The sequence below is a fragment of the Bacteroides caecicola genome (assembly GCF_023337095.1).
In the GTDB taxonomy this organism is placed as follows: Bacteria; Bacteroidota; Bacteroidia; order Bacteroidales; family Bacteroidaceae; genus Phocaeicola; species Phocaeicola gallinarum.
This window is the reverse complement of the sequence record NZ_JAMBLM010000007.1, coordinates 132,454-148,185: the sequence shown is the minus strand read 5'-3', so window position 1 is coordinate 148,185 and position 15,732 is coordinate 132,454. Positions and strand designations below refer to the sequence as shown.

The window sequence follows — 15,732 nt, the reverse complement described above, 5'->3', positions numbered from 1 at the left end:
ATTCTTTCGTCGTAATCCGATATATTTTTCTATCTTGCGGACGATTTCTAACCTTAATTTATTTAAAAGACATAAGAAGCGATATGAAAAACGGACAATATTTGTTGGCAAAAATATGCCGGTGGGGAATGATGGGGGCACTTGTGTGTTTGGGAAGAGTGCTTCCGGTAACAGCAGATGAAGGACAAGATAATTTGACTTTGCGTTATAACCGTCCGGCGGAATATTTTGAAGAGGCGTTGGTGATAGGTAATGGAACGTTGGGAGCCGTGGTGTATGGCGGAACAGATAAAGACCGGATTTCACTGAACGACCTAACGTTGTGGACGGGTGAACCTGACAAATCCGTTACTACGCCCGATGCCTACAAAGCCATTCCAGATATCCGGGCTTTGCTGGATAAAGAAGATTACCGGGCTGCCGATAGCGAATATCGCAGGGTACAGGGACATTACAGCGAAAATTACCAACCGCTTGGAACATTAACCATTAATTATCTTGACCGTGAGGCAGACGTTACTTCGTATCAACGGCTGTTGGATATCGGTAATGCTACTTCGCAAACTGCTTACCGGCGTGGCGGCAAACTGTTTACTACCGATTATTTTGCATCTGCTCCCGATTCGGTGATTGTTATTCGCCTCAAGTCTGAATCTGATAAAGGCATTAACGCCGTACTTTCGTTTGATTCGCCGTTGCCTCACTCCGCAGTGTCGGGCGATCATGCGATTTCGGCAGAAGGCTATGCGGCTTATCACTCTTATCCCGTGTATTATGACGGTGTAAAAGAAAAACATCTGTACGACCCCGACAGAGGGATACACTTTAAGACCATTATAAAAGTAATTGCTCCGCCGGCGTGTGTTGAAAGCCATCCTTCCGGTGAACTGAAAATTAAAGATTGCAGTGAAGCCTTGATATTGATAGCCAATGCCACCAGTTTTAATGGCTTTGATAAAGACCCGGTGAAAGAAGGACGTGATTATCAGCATATCGTGGCAAGGCGGATGAAGCAGGCGATGGCAAAGACTTACGATGAGCTCCGCCGCTCGCACGTGGCAGATTATAAACAGTTTTTCGACCGTGTTTCGCTGGACTTAGGAGAGACTGCTCCCGACATAGCTACCCTGACTACCGATGAGCAGTTGCGCCTGTATACCGATAGCTTGCAACATAATCCGGAGCTGGAGGCACTTTATTTCCAGTACGGACGTTACTTGCTGATATCGTCTTCGCGTACGCCGGGCGTTCCTGCTAACCTGCAAGGTCTGTGGAATGAAAAAATACTGCCGCCGTGGAGTTGCAACTATACTACCAATATCAATCTGGAAGAAAACTATTGGGCTGCCGAAACCACCAACCTTAGCGAAATGCACCGTCCGCTGATGGATTTCATCGGCAACCTGAGCCGGACGGGAAAAGAAACGGCTAAAGCTTATTATGGTGTAGATAAAGGATGGTGTCTGGCGCATAATACGGATATATGGGCAATGACATGTCCCGTAGGTTTGCGCGACGGAGACCCCTCTTGGGCTTGTTGGACAATGGGAGGCGCATGGCTTTCTACGCATATTTGGGAACATTATTCATTTACGCAGGATAAAGATTTTCTGAAAGATGCTTATCCGATGCTGAAAGGAGCCGCCGAGTTCTGCATGGGGTGGCTGGTTGAAAAAGACGGCTACCTGATGACTTCGCCCGGAACATCTCCTGAAAATAAATTCGTAACCCCCGATGGGTATGTAGGAGCCACTTTGTACGGCAGTGCGTCCGACCTTGCTTTGACGCGCGAATGCCTGATTGATGCTGTTCATGCGGCAGAAGCATTAGGTGTGGATAAGGATTTCAGAAAACACGCAAAACAAACGCTCAGCAAACTCTTGCCTTACCGCGTAGGGAAAAACGGAAACTTGCAGGAGTGGTTCCATGACTGGAAAGACGAAGACCCGAAACACCGTCACCAGTCCCACCTTGTCGGACTTTATCCGGGACATCACCTTTCCATTGCCGATACGCCCGAACTTGCCCGCGCCTGTGCCCGCACGCTCGAAATAAAAGGAGACGAAACGACAGGGTGGAGCACCGGATGGCGTGTAAATCTGTATGCACGCCTGCACGACAGCAAGAATGCCTACCACATCTACCGCAAACTGCTGCGTTACGTCAGCCCCGACGGTTATCAGGGGAAAGACGCACGCCGGGGCGGAGGCACGTATCCTAATCTGCTGGATGCCCATTCTCCTTTTCAGATTGATGGTAATTTCGGAGGTTGTGCCGGAGTGGTCGAAATGTTGATGCAGTCGACAGCCGATGAAATCATCCTGCTTCCGGCTTTGCCGGCGCAGTGGAAAGACGGTAGCGTAAAAGGAATCTGTGCACGGGGAGGCTTTGTGGTCGACATGGCGTGGAAAGACGGGAAGGTCGTTTCATTGGCTGTTTTCTCTCGGAAAGGTGGAAAAACGCGCATCAGCTTCAATGGAAAAAGAAATTCAATATCTCTTAAAGCCGGCGAGAAAAAGCAGTTATTATGACACATTGCAGCATACAATTCCCAAAAATAAATAAAAAATGCGGCTATTCTATGCCTTTGGCTGTGAAATCCGATATATTTGGCAAAATATTTGTTGGATTTATCATGTAAAAACGCTACCGTTAGTGTTGCCTGTTTCATGCGGTAGTGTTACACAGTTCTACCCATAGAATTGGTCAGTCCTATGGGTAGTGTTTTCGGGCATCAGAACAGCCTCTCAGAACGGGAGCAGGCACATAGTAAAATGTCATAGTAAAAAGATAGAAATTATGTTTATTTGGATTGTATTTATCGGCATAGCCGTGATTAGTTATCTGGTGCAAGCCAGTTTGAAAAGCAAGTTTGAAAGATATTCTAAAATACCTGTTGCGGCAGGAATGACCGGACGCGAGGTGGCAGAAAAAATGCTGCGCGACAATGGCATCTATGATGTAAGGGTGATTAGTACGCCGGGCATGTTGACCGACCATTACAACCCGACCAACAAGACGGTGAACCTGAGCGACGATGTATATAACACTTGCAGCGTGGCAGCAGCTGCGGTTGCCGCCCATGAGTGCGGACATGCCGTTCAGCACGCCCGTGCCTACGCTCCGTTGCAGATGCGTTCGGCACTGGTTCCTGTGGTTCAGTTTTCTTCGTCTATCGTGTCGTGGGTACTGCTGGCAGGCATTGTTTTGGTGAATGTTTTCCCTCAGCTTTTGCTGATAGGTATTTGTCTGTTCGCCATGACTACGCTGTTCAGCTTTATCACACTGCCGGTCGAAATAGACGCAAGCCGTAGGGCGCTGGTGTGGTTGAACACAGCCGGAATAACAAATTCTGCCAGCCACAAGCAGGCGGCGGATGCTTTGAAGTCGGCTGCATACACGTATGTGGTAGCTGCATTGGGCTCGTTGGCAACACTGATTTATTACGTGATGATTTATATGAACCGACGCGAGTAATACCGGAAAGATTTTCAGGGGTGTCAGGGTTCCGCAGATTTGTATCGGTAAGTTAAGGCAGAACATGCGCCGACCACTACAACCGCAAAGTAAAAGCAAGAGGGTCAGGCTATATATAAATGTTAATCCTGCCCGATTTATTGAAAAAAAAGTGCAGTACGCCGTTCGTGGTGTACCGCACTTTTTTTATATTTGTTCGCAAAGTAGTATGCTTAAAGAAAATAACAGCCGATTTCGCTGTTGGCATGACGTTATCGGTTATAAAAAGAACAGAATGAAAATATATATTCCTATCATAATAAGTATAATTTTTTGTATGGCGTATTGCCTCTGCATAAATCTGGTCAATATATACAAACCTATTGCACACATGGATATTTCAATAGGAATACTTTTCCGATTGAGTGTAATAGTTATGTTTTTAACTTTATTGATGGGGATGCTAACAGTACGATTTACCAAAAGGAAATATTTGATAGTAATTCCTATAATCATGCCTATTTTGTTATGGTGTTCTTATGTAAAATTATTTCCTTGCAGGTCGTTTGTTTATATGGGGATATCTGCCTTGATTTATCTTATACATATATCAATTTTATGGTATTATAATAAGGCAAAGTATAAGAAGAATAATCCGATAACATGCGGCTAAATCGCCCTTGAAATGGTCGATTATCCGCCAGACATTATCGGCTCAATAAAATGTTCAATTTTTAATTAGAAGAAAATGAATACTAAAACAAATGATTTAAAAGAAGTTATCAAAAGTTGGATCATCAATATTGATAAAACAGAAGAATTGCCTTCTGATATTGTGGCTTTGAGCTTTAATCTTTATGAACCTTATGGTTTAGAAATGGTTGGTTCTACTTGGTTTGATGAAAAGGATGAAGATTGGGCATGTGATGAAAGTTTTGAACCAGCTCAAAGAAGTTGTCCTAATTTTGAAATTTCAGACAAACTAAAATGGGAAGAAGTGTTAGAAATAGTTGTTGCTATTCTTAAAGACTTACTCAATGAACTTGCTGACTTAAATATTTTTAGAGTAGAACATATCGCAGTTGGATTTGTAGATGGTGATTTGATTATCATTAAATAATCAATATGCCGCCATAACATACGGCTAAATCGCCTTTGAAAGGTCGATTATCCGTCAGACATTAGCGACTGCTTGTAAAACGACAGTGATATGAAAACAAATATACCCTTTGAATTGACAAATGAAGAACGTAAATACTTAGGATTATCCCCTGTTAGTGATACATGGGAGTTAGTCTATTTTGCAGGACAATATTTGTATTATGACGGTAATGTCATTCGTAAAAAAATAACAGTAAATGATGATGGTTCATATTCTGAAGCTGAATTGTACGAGATTACAGCAGAAAACCATACTATTCTTTTACCCAAAACCAAACGGGGAAAGTCTAAGAAGATGAATTATACAGCAACATTGTCTTTTCGACCGTTTGGTGTATATTTCAGTTTTTCCCCGTACTACGTAACTATTGACAATAATACAACTCAAATAACATTCTACCATGAAGTTTTCCAAAGCAGACTATCTTTGAAAGAATGGTTGAGTCGATGGGTTTCAGAAACAACAGAAGAAGACTTGAAAGAAATAGAACTTTACAAAAATGCCAAACGCCAACATATAAAATATCGGGAAGGAGATTTCTTCGCTTTTAAGATTGGAAGAAGAAAATGGGGATTCGGGCGTATTGTATTGAATATTGCAGAACGGCGCAAGTCTGCAACATTTAAAGCTCAAAAGAACTATGGATTAACCAATCTAATGGGAAAGCCTTTATATATCATGGTTTATCGAAAAATAGCAGAAACAATAGAAATTGATATAAATGAATTGGCATCGTGTGAAACTTTACCTGTTCAAGCTATTATGGATAACAACTTTTATTATGGTGAATACAAGATAATAGGAAATCTGCCTATAACAGCAGATGAATGGGAACCTATAATATCATACGGTAGAAGTATCAGTGCATGGGATAGGTATACAGTGTATTTACAATACGGACTGATATTTAAAGAAACGACCATTGATAAATTTAATAAATATTTAATTGACTGCAATGGTAAAGTCAATCCTTACAGTAACGAAGCTATTGGTTGGGTTATTAATGATGTCCGATATGAAAAGACAGATTTGAGAGCACCGGAGAATATTGATATAAAACGTGAGATCTTTACGTTTTTTGGTCTGGATGCAAACAAGAGTTATGCGGAAAATCTAAAATTGGAGATAGATAAGTAGTTAACGAGGTTTAGCCAACCGCTGAACGTTGTACCTCGTCAATCCATTATCGCTAAATAAATTACAAACTAAAATAAAATCGGCATGAATCTGCGGAATCCGCGTTTTTCTGCGTACTTTTGTGCGGAAAATCAAAAAGTTAAAATCAATTATGGCAACAAAACCAAGCATACCTAAAGGAACAAGAGACTTTTCTCCCGCTGAAATGGCGAAACGTAACTATATATTTAATACGATTCGTGACGTGTTCTATCTGTATGGCTTTCAGCAGATAGAGACTCCTGCGATGGAAAACCTGTCGACACTGATGGGAAAATATGGGGAGGAAGGTGACAAATTATTATTTAAGATTCAAAATTCAGGCGATTATTTTTCGGGATTGACCGACGAAGAGTTATTGAGCCGTAATGCTGCGAAACTGGCAAGCAAGTTCTGCGAAAAAGGTTTGCGTTACGACCTTACCGTGCCTTTTGCCCGCTATGTGGTGATGCACCGCGATGAAATTACTTTTCCTTTCAAACGATTTCAGATTCAGCCTGTATGGCGTGCCGACCGTCCGCAGAAAGGGCGTTACCGTGAATTTTACCAGTGTGATGCCGATGTGGTAGGAAGCAACTCTTTGCTGAACGAAGTTGAATTGGTTCAAATGATTGATGCCGTGTTCGCTAAGTTCGGTATCCGTGTGTGTGTGAAGATAAACAACCGCAAGATTCTGACAGGAATAGCCGAAATTATCGGTGAGGCAGACAAGATAGTGGATATAACCGTAGCCATCGACAAATTAGATAAAATCGGTCTCGATAATGTGAATGCCGAACTTGCTTCGAAAGGTATTGCTCAAGAAGCCATCGATAAGTTGCAGCCTATTATATTATTGAGTGGCTCAAACGAAGAAAAGCTGGCAACACTGAAAACTGTATTGGCAGGCAGTGAAACCGGACTGAAGGGAATTGAGGAAAGCGAATTTATTCTCAGCAGGGTGGCTCAGTTGGGAATGAAAGCTGAAGTAGAACTTGATTTGACTTTGGCTCGCGGATTAAATTATTATACGGGTGCAATTTTCGAAGTGAAAGCGCTTGATGTGCAGATAGGAAGTATCAGCGGTGGCGGACGCTATGACAATTTGACAGGCGTGTTTGGTATGGATGGCATGTCGGGCGTGGGTATCTCGTTTGGTGCCGACCGCATCTATGATGTGTTGAACCAGTTGGATTTATATCCCAAAGAAGCTGCCGATGCTACCCAACTGCTGTTTGTCAACTTTGGCGAAGCGGAAGCCGAATATGTACTTCCGTTCTTGTTTAAAGTGCGCGAGGCAGGCATACGTGCCGAAATTTATCCGGATTCAGCCAAGATGAAAAAACAAATGAGCTATGCCAATGCTAAATCGGTTCCATTTGTGGCGATAGCGGGCGAAAACGAGATGAAAGAAGGCAAGATTATGCTGAAAAATATGGAAAGCGGTGAACAATCCTTGCTTACTCTTGTTGAATTAATTACCGTTATTAAAGGATAAAACAAAAAGAAGCGATGAAAAAAACATTGGAAGAGTTTAAAAAGTTTGCCATGCGTGGTAACGTGGTTGATATGGCAGTCGGCGTTATCATCGGTGGGGCTTTCGGGAAAATCGTGTCGTCCATCGTGGGCGATATCGTGATGCCTGCTGTCGGCGTATTGGTAGGAGGCGTTAGTTTTACTGACTTGAAATTAGTCTTAAAACAAGCTGTGGTAGAAGGAGATACCGTGATTTCTCCGGAAGTTGCCATTAATTATGGTAATTTCATCCAAGTAACTTTTGATTTCCTTATTATTGCAGTGGCAGTGTTCCTATTGGTAAAAGGCATTAATTCATTGAACCGGAAGAAAGAGGCTCCGGCAAAAACTCCTCCTGCTCCTCCGGCAGACATCCAGTTGCTGACAGAAATACGGGATTTGCTGAAGGAACAAAAGAAAGATGATTTGCAAAAATAACAGCAACAGTTTTTCATTAAAAAAACAACAGCTTCTTTATTTAATCTATGCTCGTACGTTCACAAATGTACGAGCATAGATTTTTTTTATTACCGCCTTTTAAGAGCCTATTTAAATTTTAGGAGGATAACGTTAACGATTCTATTAATAAAGGTGAAAAAGGACAGTAAAGGAAACAAGCAGTTTGTCGGTAATATTTGTCTATTGGTCGGTTTAATCGGACTATATGTAATAATTGGTATATTTTATGGTTATTCTTAGTTAAATCAAATAGTTTTGAGAATGATTTTTCCTTATATTTGCACGACCTAAAACTGAAAGGAGCAAAAAAGTTTTCACTTGTTTGATGCTCTTTGAACCGGACGGTTTGGGTAGGTAACAATTAGGCATAGATTGAATTGTAGAAACATTATAATTAATTAAATAAGAAGAATATGAACGTGAAAAGAAACAGAAGTTTTTCTTCAAGTCGGATTGCTTTAATGGCTTTGGGCATATCGGCATTGACTGCTTGTAGTGGACAAAGCGGAAAAATGGGTGATGACGAGTTTACTGTGCAGGAAGTTACAACTACTTCCAGTAATCAGATAACGAAGTATCCAGCTACCATCAAGGGGTTACAGGATATCGAAATTCGTCCGCAAGTATCAGGCTTTATCGTAAAGTTGTGTGTAGATGAGGGTGCTACCGTGCACAAAGGACAGGCTCTGTTCCAAATCGACCCCACCCAGTATCAGGCAGCTTACGACCAAGCCGCAGCGGGTGTAGAATCTGCAAAAGCTAACTTGCAGACTGTAAGCGAGACGGAAGTGCATAAGAAAATGTTGCACGAACAGAAAATTATCAGTGACTTCGAATATCAGACGGCTGTCAATAACCTGTTGACCGCTAAGGCAAGTTTGGCTCAGGCTGAGGCTTCTTACACGGCAGCTAAGCAAAACTTGGGATTTTGTACGGTTACCAGCCCGTCAGACGGTGTAATCGGAACATTCCCTTACCGTATCGGTGCGTTGGTTAGCCCGTCGGTATCAGAACCGCTGACTACAGTTTCTCAGATTGGCGACATGTATGTATATTTCTCATTGACAGAGAAAGAACTGTTGGCGTTGACAAAAGCTGAAGGCACATTGAAAGAACAGTTAGAGAAAATGCCCGCCGTGCAGCTTGAGTTGTCAGACGGAAGTGTTTATAACGAAAGCGGAAGGATTGATGCAGTGAGCGGAGTTATCGACCAGACTACCGGTTCGGTAAGTATGCGTGCCGTTTTCCCGAACAAGCAAAATGTATTGCGAAGCGGCGGTACAGCAAACGTGATGTTCCCATATACAATGGAAAATGTTCTGCTGGTTCCGCAGTCGGCTACTGTTGATATCCAAGATAAGAAATTCGTTTATGTTTTACAGCCGGATAGCACTGTTAAATATACAGAAATCAGTATTTCTAACCTGAATGATGGTAAAAACTACATTGTTCTTGATGGATTGAAATCTGGCGATAAAATTGCCGTCGAAGGTGTTACACGTTTGAGTGACGGTATGAAGATTACTCCGATTACCTCTGCGCAGAAGGAAGCCAAATATCAACAGGCTTTGAAAGACCAGAAAGAGGGTAATTTGGCTACGGCTTTTAATTGATAAACGTAATGTCGTTATATAATAAAAGTATAGAATGAGACTTGATAAATTTATTAACCGTCCGGTATTATCAACCGTTATTTCTATTTTGTTGGTAATCTTGGGTATAATAGGTCTTGCCACACTGCCTATTACTCAATATCCGGACATTGCGCCGCCTACCGTTTCGGTTAGTGCGACCTATACAGGTGCCAATGCGCAGGCTGTATTGAACTCTGTAATCTCTCCGTTGGAAGACCAGATAAACGGTGTGGAAAACATGATGTACATGCAATCTACCGCTACCAATAACGGTTCGGCACGTATTACAGTATATTTTAATCAAGGAACCGACCCTGATATGGCTCAGGTCAATGTTCAGAACCGTGTAACTCAGGCGCAGGGTTTGTTGCCTGCCGAAGTTACTCAGGTCGGTGTGACCACACAGAAACGTCAGACTTCTATGTTGATGATATTCTCTGTATACGATAAAGAGGATAAGTATAACATTGAGTTCCTTGAAAACTATGCAAGTATTAACTTGATTCCGGAAATCAAGCGTGTAAGTGGTGTGGGTGATGCAAACGTGATGGGTACGGACTACTCTATGCGTATCTGGTTGAAGCCGGATGTGATGGCACAATATAAGTTGGTACCGAGCGACATCACGGGAGTGTTGGCTGAACAGAACGTGGAAGCAGCTCCGGGACAGTTCGGTGAACGTGGTAATCAGTCATTCCAGTATACCATCCGATACAAAGGACGTTTGTCAAGTACCGTTGAGTTTGGCGATATTGTCATTAAATCATTGCCAGATGGTGAAGTTCTTCGCTTGAAAGATGTAGCAGAAATGGAGTTGGGTCGTTTGACTTATAACTTTAATAATACGGTAAACGGACATAAAGCGGTTTCTTGTATTATTTATCAGATGGCAGGAACCAATGCGACGGAAACCATCCAAAACTTGGAAAAGGTGCTTGCCGAATATGAGAAGAATCTTCCTGAAGGATTGGGTATAAACATTGCTCAGAGCGCCAACGACTTCTTGTTCGCTTCTATTCATGAGGTAGTAAAGACTTTGATTGAAGCATTTATCTTGGTGTTTATTGTGGTGTATATCTTCTTGCAGGATATGCGTTCTACATTGATTCCGGCTATTGCCATTCCGGTTGCGTTGATTGCTACGTTCTTTGCTTTGAAACTGATCGGATTTAGTATCAACTTGTTGACTTTGTCTGCAATGGTGTTGGCGATTGCCATAGTCGTCGACGATGCCATAGTCGTCGTCGAGGGTGTTCATGCGAAACTCGATCAGGGATATAAATCGACGAAAGAGGCCTCTATTGATGCCATGAGCGAACTGGGTGGAGCGATTGTCTCTATTACATTGGTCATGATGTCTGTGTTTATTCCGGTAAGTTTCATGAGCGGTACAGCCGGTACATTCTATCGCCAGTTTGGTCTTACCATGGCGATTGCTATCGGTTTCTCTGCTTTGAATGCGTTGACACTTTCTCCGGCATTGTGTGCCCTGTTCCTGAAACCTCACAATTCGGAAGCTACGCTGAAAGAGCGCATGGGAACTGCTTACAAGGAATCACGTAAATTAATGGTAGCCCGTTATACGGATGCACTTGGTAAATGGATGAATCCGAAGATTGTCATCCTCTTTACGATTGTTGCTATTTTGGGTATGATTTTCGGACTCTTTAGCTTTAGCGAACATCCGGTACTTTGTATTGTGCTTATCATTATCAGTATCTTGGCTTTTGCCGGTATGACTACTGATAAATTCAAGGCTTCATTTAATAAGTCATATACAAATCTTTTGGGCGGATATAAGAAGCGTGTTGTGTTCTTTATCCATAAGAGATGGTTGTCTATGGGGCTGGTTGGTGCTGCCATTGCGTTGTTGGTGGTGTTTATGAGCATTACTCCGACCGGTATGGTTCCGAACGAAGATACAGGAACAATCATGGGCTCTGTAACATTGCCTCCCGGTACATCTCAAGAGCGTGCCCGTGAGGTATTGGCAAAAGTAGATAGCTTGATAGCTGTTGACCCGGCTGTACAGTCGCGTACGGTGATTTCCGGATTTAGCTTCATCGGTAGTGGACAAGGACCTTCTTACGGCTCTATCATTATCAAACTGAAAGACTGGGAAGAACGTTCTACCCAGCAAAGTTCGGATATTGTGGTGGCATCGCTGTTTATGCGTTCTCAGAAGTTGTTTAAAGACGCGCAAGTATTGTTCTTCGCTCCTCCGATGATTCCGGGATATTCTATTTCAACCGATATTGAGTTGAATATGCAGGATAAAACCGGTGGTAGCTTGGATCACTTCTTCCAAGTGGTGAATGATTACATTGCCGCTTTGCAGGAACGTCCGGAAATCAATTCTGCATCAACGAACTTCAACCCGAGCTTCCCGCAGTATCAGATGGATATTGATGCGGCAGCTTGTAAGAAAGCAGGTATCAGTCCGAGCGATATCTTGACAACCATGCAGGGATATTTCGGAGGTATTTACGCTTCTAACTTCAACAGCTTCGGTAAGATGTATCGTGTAATGATTCAGGCAGAACCCGATGCAACGAAGAATATGGAATCATTGAACCGTATCAAGGTACGCGGAAGTGATGGTGAGATGGCTCCTATTTCGCAGTTCGTATCAATGAAGAAGATTTACGGTCCGGATGTGATCAGCCGTTTTAACTTGTATACTTCTATTCAGGTAATGGTTTCTCCGGCTGCCGGTTATTCATCCGGTCAGGCTTTGCAGGCCATTTCTGAAGTTGCCAGCCAGAATCTGCCGGCAGGTTTCGGATACGAGTTGGGAGGTATGGCACGTGAAGAGGCACAGACTACTAACACAACAGGAATTATTTTCGTTCTCTGTTTGGTATTCGTTTACTTGCTGTTAAGTGCGCAGTACGAAAGTTACCTGTTGCCGCTGGCGGTATTGCTTTCTATCCCGTGCGGATTGTTGGGTAGCTTCTTGTTTGTCAACGGATTCTCTGCTTTAGGAAGCATTCCGGCATTGAAGATGATATTGGGTACGATGTCAAACGATATCTATATGCAGATTGCATTGATCATGTTGATGGGTCTGTTGGCTAAGAATGCCATCTTGATTGTAGAGTTCGCGCTCGACCGTCGTAAGCAAGGTATGAGTATCTCTTGGGCTGCTGTCTTAGGAGCTTCTGCCCGTTTGCGACCGATTTTGATGACTTCTTTGGCGATGATTATCGGTTTGCTTCCGTTGATGTTTGCATTTGGTGTAGGCGCTCACGGTAACCGTACATTGGGAGCTTCGGCTATCGGCGGTATGTTAATCGGTATGATTTTCCAGATTTTCATTGTTCCGATATTGTTCGTAGTATTCCAATGGTTGCAAGAGAAATTCAAACCGATGGAATGGGATAGCTTGGACGAAAGTGAAATAGAATCAGAAATTGAACAATATACTCTTAATAAAAGATAAAGTCAATGAAGAAACAAATAATAGGAATGATGTGTCTGGCTGCCATGATGAGCAGTTGCCACATCTATAAATCATACGATCGTCCGGAAACGGTAGATGCTTCAGGCATCTACCGAGACCCGGTATCGGATACAGATACATTAGCTGTTGCCGATACAGTGAATATGGGAAATCTTCCGTGGAAAGAAGTATTCCGCGACCCTAAACTGCAAGCGCTGATAGAAGAAGGTTTGGCAAACAATGTTGATTTGCAGGCTGCCATCTTGCGTGTAGAGGAGGCTAAAGTAATGCTTACGGCTGCAAAATTATCCTATTTGCCGTCTATAAATCTTGCTCCGCAAGGAACATTGAGTAGTTTTGATAAAGCGAAACCAATCCAAACCTACCAGTTGCCGGTAGCTGCGAGCTGGGAAATTGATTTGTTTGGAAAGTTGCTTAACGCCAAGCGCGGACAGCGTGCGGCTTATTTGCAAAGCCAGTATTCACAACAGGCTGTCCGTTCGCAAATTATTTGCGGTATAGCAAATACATATTATTCTTTATTGATGCTTGACCGTCAGGTTGAAATTACAACCGAAACGGTTGCCATTTATAAAGAAAATGTTCGTACAATGGAAGCGATGAAAATAGCCGGTATGACGACCGAAGCTGCCGTTGCTCAGACTCGTGCTGCTTATCATCAGGTACAGGCTTCTCTGTTGGATTTGAAACGTCAGGTGCGCGAAACCGAAAACTCTTTGTGCATTTTGTTGGCTAAGGCTCCTCAACAAGTAGACAGAGGAACGTTAGACGAGCAGGTAATGCCGGAAGATTTGACCGTGGGCGTTCCTTTGCAGTTGTTGGCTAACCGTCCGGACGTTAAGGTTGCCGAAATGACATTGGCAAGTGCATACTATACAACGAACCAAGCCCGTGCAGCTTTCTATCCGAGCATTACATTGAGTGGTACTGCCGGATGGACGAACAGTTCGGGAGCGGGAATTGTCAATCCGGGAAAAGTAATATTGAACGCCATCGCTTCACTGGCTCAGCCAATATTTAATAATGGTCAGTTGGTAGCTAACCTGAAGGTTTCGAAGGCAGAAGAAAAGATTGCTCAAATGAACTATCAGCAAACCATTTTGGAAGCCGGACAGGAAGTAAGCAACGCTTTGTTCCTTTATGACACCCAAGATAAAAAATTGGTGGAAGACCGAGGACAGGTTGACCAGTTGGATAAAGCCGTTACTTATACGAAAGCCCTGTTCCAAAGCGGCGACGCTACGTATCTGGAAATCCTGACAGCACAACAGAATTTGCTGAGTGCACAGTTGACCGAAGTTTCAGATAACTTCCAGCGTATGCAAGCTGTAGTGTCTTTGTATAGTGCATTAGGCGGAGGCAGAGAATAATCTAACCTTAAAATATTATGTCTATGATTAGCCCTTTAGCTTATGTTGACCCGTCTGCAAAACTCGGGAAAAACGTTACGGTTCATCCGTTTGCCTATATCGATAAAAATGTCGAGATAGGCGATAACAATGTTATAATGCCATACGCAAGCCTGATGAGTGGTACACGTATGGGTAACGGTAATACGGTATATCAAGGTGCGGTTATTGCTGCTACCCCGCAAGATTTTGCTTACACGGGTGAAGAAACAATAGCTCGTATCGGAAACGATAATGTGATTCGTGAGAATGCTGTAATTATTCGCGGTACTCATGCCGACCACGAAACATCGGTAGGTAATGGAAACTTTATCATGACCGGCGCCCGCTTGTCGCATGACGTGACAGTAGGCAATAGATGTATCATCGGAAACGGCTCTCAGATTTCCGGAAATGGCATCGTACAAGACTGTGCGATTTTAACATCCAATGTCCTGATGCAAGGAAATACCCGTTTGGGAAGCTACTCAGTAGTGCAGGGCGGCTGTCGTTTTGTAAAAGATATCCCTCCCTACATTGTGGCAGCTCACGAACCGATAGAGTTTTATAGCATCAACACCATTGTATTGGAAAAGGCAGGTATGTCGGAAACCCTGATTAAGCACATCGCGCAGGCTTACCGTATTCTGTATAAAGCCAATACATCACAGCATGATGCTTTGATCCGTATTCGCGAACAGATACCTAATAGTCCGGAGATTAACCGAATTATAGAATTTGTAGAAACATCTAAATTAGGTATTATCCGTTGATACATGGCAGTAAAGAGAAACAAGCAAGATAAGGAAGAATTAAGAGAGCGTATCGTTGGAGCGGCTACGTTAGCTTTTACCAAATCTGGTGTTCGTAATGTCAGAATGGACGATATTGCAGTTTCGCTTTCCATATCCAAGCGTACTCTTTACGAACTTTTCCGCGATAAAGAGCAACTCTTGTTAGAAGTAATGAAATGCTACTGGCAGGAGATGAGTAACTACATGGCAGAGGTTATTTCCAGAACTGAAAATGTTTTGGAAATAATCTTTGCTTTTTATATGCGTAAAGTAGATGAGTTATGTGCGATTAACCCGGCTTTTTTACGCGATTTACGTAAATATCCGCTTGTGTTGGATTTCCTCGTCGAAAAGCAAAAGTTAAGCGATGAAGTAGCATTCCGTTATTTTCAGAAAGGGATGGAACAAGGAATATTCAGGGATGACATCAATTTTAGAATCATCAACGAAGCGATGTTGATGAGTATGGATTTGCTGATTTACTCCGACATCATCGAAGATTATTCTTTGAGCGAGATTTACAGCGAAGTTACATTCCTTCATATCCGTGGCATTGCCACCGAAAAAGGGATGAAGATGGTTGATGCTTTTCTGGAAGAAATAAAAAAAGGAAAGCAGCCTCTTTCCCGATAGCATGTTTGAATGTTTCGTTAACCGACCGAATCTGATTGTTAGTGAGACGGTTAAGGCTTTTCTGCCTAACGAG

The 15,732-nt window shown here is 42.8% G+C and carries 11 protein-coding genes; all 11 read left to right on the top strand.

Annotated features, from left to right (window positions below):
• The first annotated feature begins 83 nt into the window (after window positions 1-83).
• The 11 genes from M3085_RS08830 (at window position 84) to M3085_RS08780 (ending at window position 15,659) form a co-directional block, all read left to right on the top strand.
• Window positions 84-2,531 (top strand): glycosyl hydrolase family 95 catalytic domain-containing protein, encoded by a 2,448-nt coding sequence (locus M3085_RS08830; protein WP_249052827.1) that lies wholly within the window; start codon window positions 84-86, stop codon window positions 2,529-2,531.
• A 268-nt stretch (window positions 2,532-2,799) separates the two neighbouring features.
• Window positions 2,800-3,477, top strand: coding sequence for a zinc metallopeptidase (locus M3085_RS08825; protein ID WP_225230824.1), 678 nt, complete (start codon window positions 2,800-2,802; stop codon window positions 3,475-3,477).
• Window positions 3,478-4,204: 727 nt separating this feature from the next.
• Window positions 4,205-4,576 carry a hypothetical protein gene (locus M3085_RS08820; protein ID WP_118363326.1) on the top strand — a complete coding sequence of 124 codons (372 nt, stop codon included), beginning with the start codon at window positions 4,205-4,207 and terminating at the stop codon, window positions 4,574-4,576.
• Between the two features lie 90 nt (window positions 4,577-4,666).
• Complete coding sequence (locus M3085_RS08815) at window positions 4,667-5,755, top strand: immunity 26/phosphotriesterase HocA family protein (protein ID WP_249052826.1); 1,089 nt, start codon at window positions 4,667-4,669, stop codon at window positions 5,753-5,755.
• A 151-nt stretch (window positions 5,756-5,906) separates the two neighbouring features.
• Entirely contained in the window at window positions 5,907-7,271 is a 1,365-nt protein-coding gene (hisS, locus tag M3085_RS08810; protein WP_191709174.1) for a histidine--tRNA ligase, read from the top strand.
• Between the two features lie 14 nt (window positions 7,272-7,285).
• Window positions 7,286-7,726 (top strand): large-conductance mechanosensitive channel protein MscL, encoded by a 441-nt coding sequence (mscL, locus tag M3085_RS08805; RefSeq protein WP_178255544.1) that lies wholly within the window; start codon window positions 7,286-7,288, stop codon window positions 7,724-7,726.
• Window positions 7,727-8,160: 434 nt separating this feature from the next.
• On the top strand, window positions 8,161-9,360 hold the full coding sequence (locus M3085_RS08800; RefSeq protein WP_191709176.1) for an efflux RND transporter periplasmic adaptor subunit: 1,200 nt from the start codon (window positions 8,161-8,163) through the stop codon (window positions 9,358-9,360).
• A 34-nt stretch (window positions 9,361-9,394) separates the two neighbouring features.
• On the top strand, window positions 9,395-12,823 hold the full coding sequence (locus M3085_RS08795) for an efflux RND transporter permease subunit (RefSeq protein ID WP_178255546.1): 3,429 nt from the start codon (window positions 9,395-9,397) through the stop codon (window positions 12,821-12,823).
• 5 nt (window positions 12,824-12,828) lie between these two features.
• Complete coding sequence (locus tag M3085_RS08790; RefSeq protein WP_178255547.1) at window positions 12,829-14,214, top strand: efflux transporter outer membrane subunit; 1,386 nt, start codon at window positions 12,829-12,831, stop codon at window positions 14,212-14,214.
• Between the two features lie 23 nt (window positions 14,215-14,237).
• The gene (lpxA, locus tag M3085_RS08785; protein WP_191709177.1) at window positions 14,238-15,005 is read left to right on the top strand and encodes an acyl-ACP--UDP-N-acetylglucosamine O-acyltransferase; all 768 of its coding nucleotides are present in this window, start codon (window positions 14,238-14,240) and stop codon (window positions 15,003-15,005) included.
• A gap of 3 nt (window positions 15,006-15,008) precedes the next feature.
• Complete coding sequence (locus tag M3085_RS08780) at window positions 15,009-15,659, top strand: TetR/AcrR family transcriptional regulator (RefSeq protein ID WP_178255549.1); 651 nt, start codon at window positions 15,009-15,011, stop codon at window positions 15,657-15,659.
• Window positions 15,660-15,732: the final 73 nt, after the last annotated feature.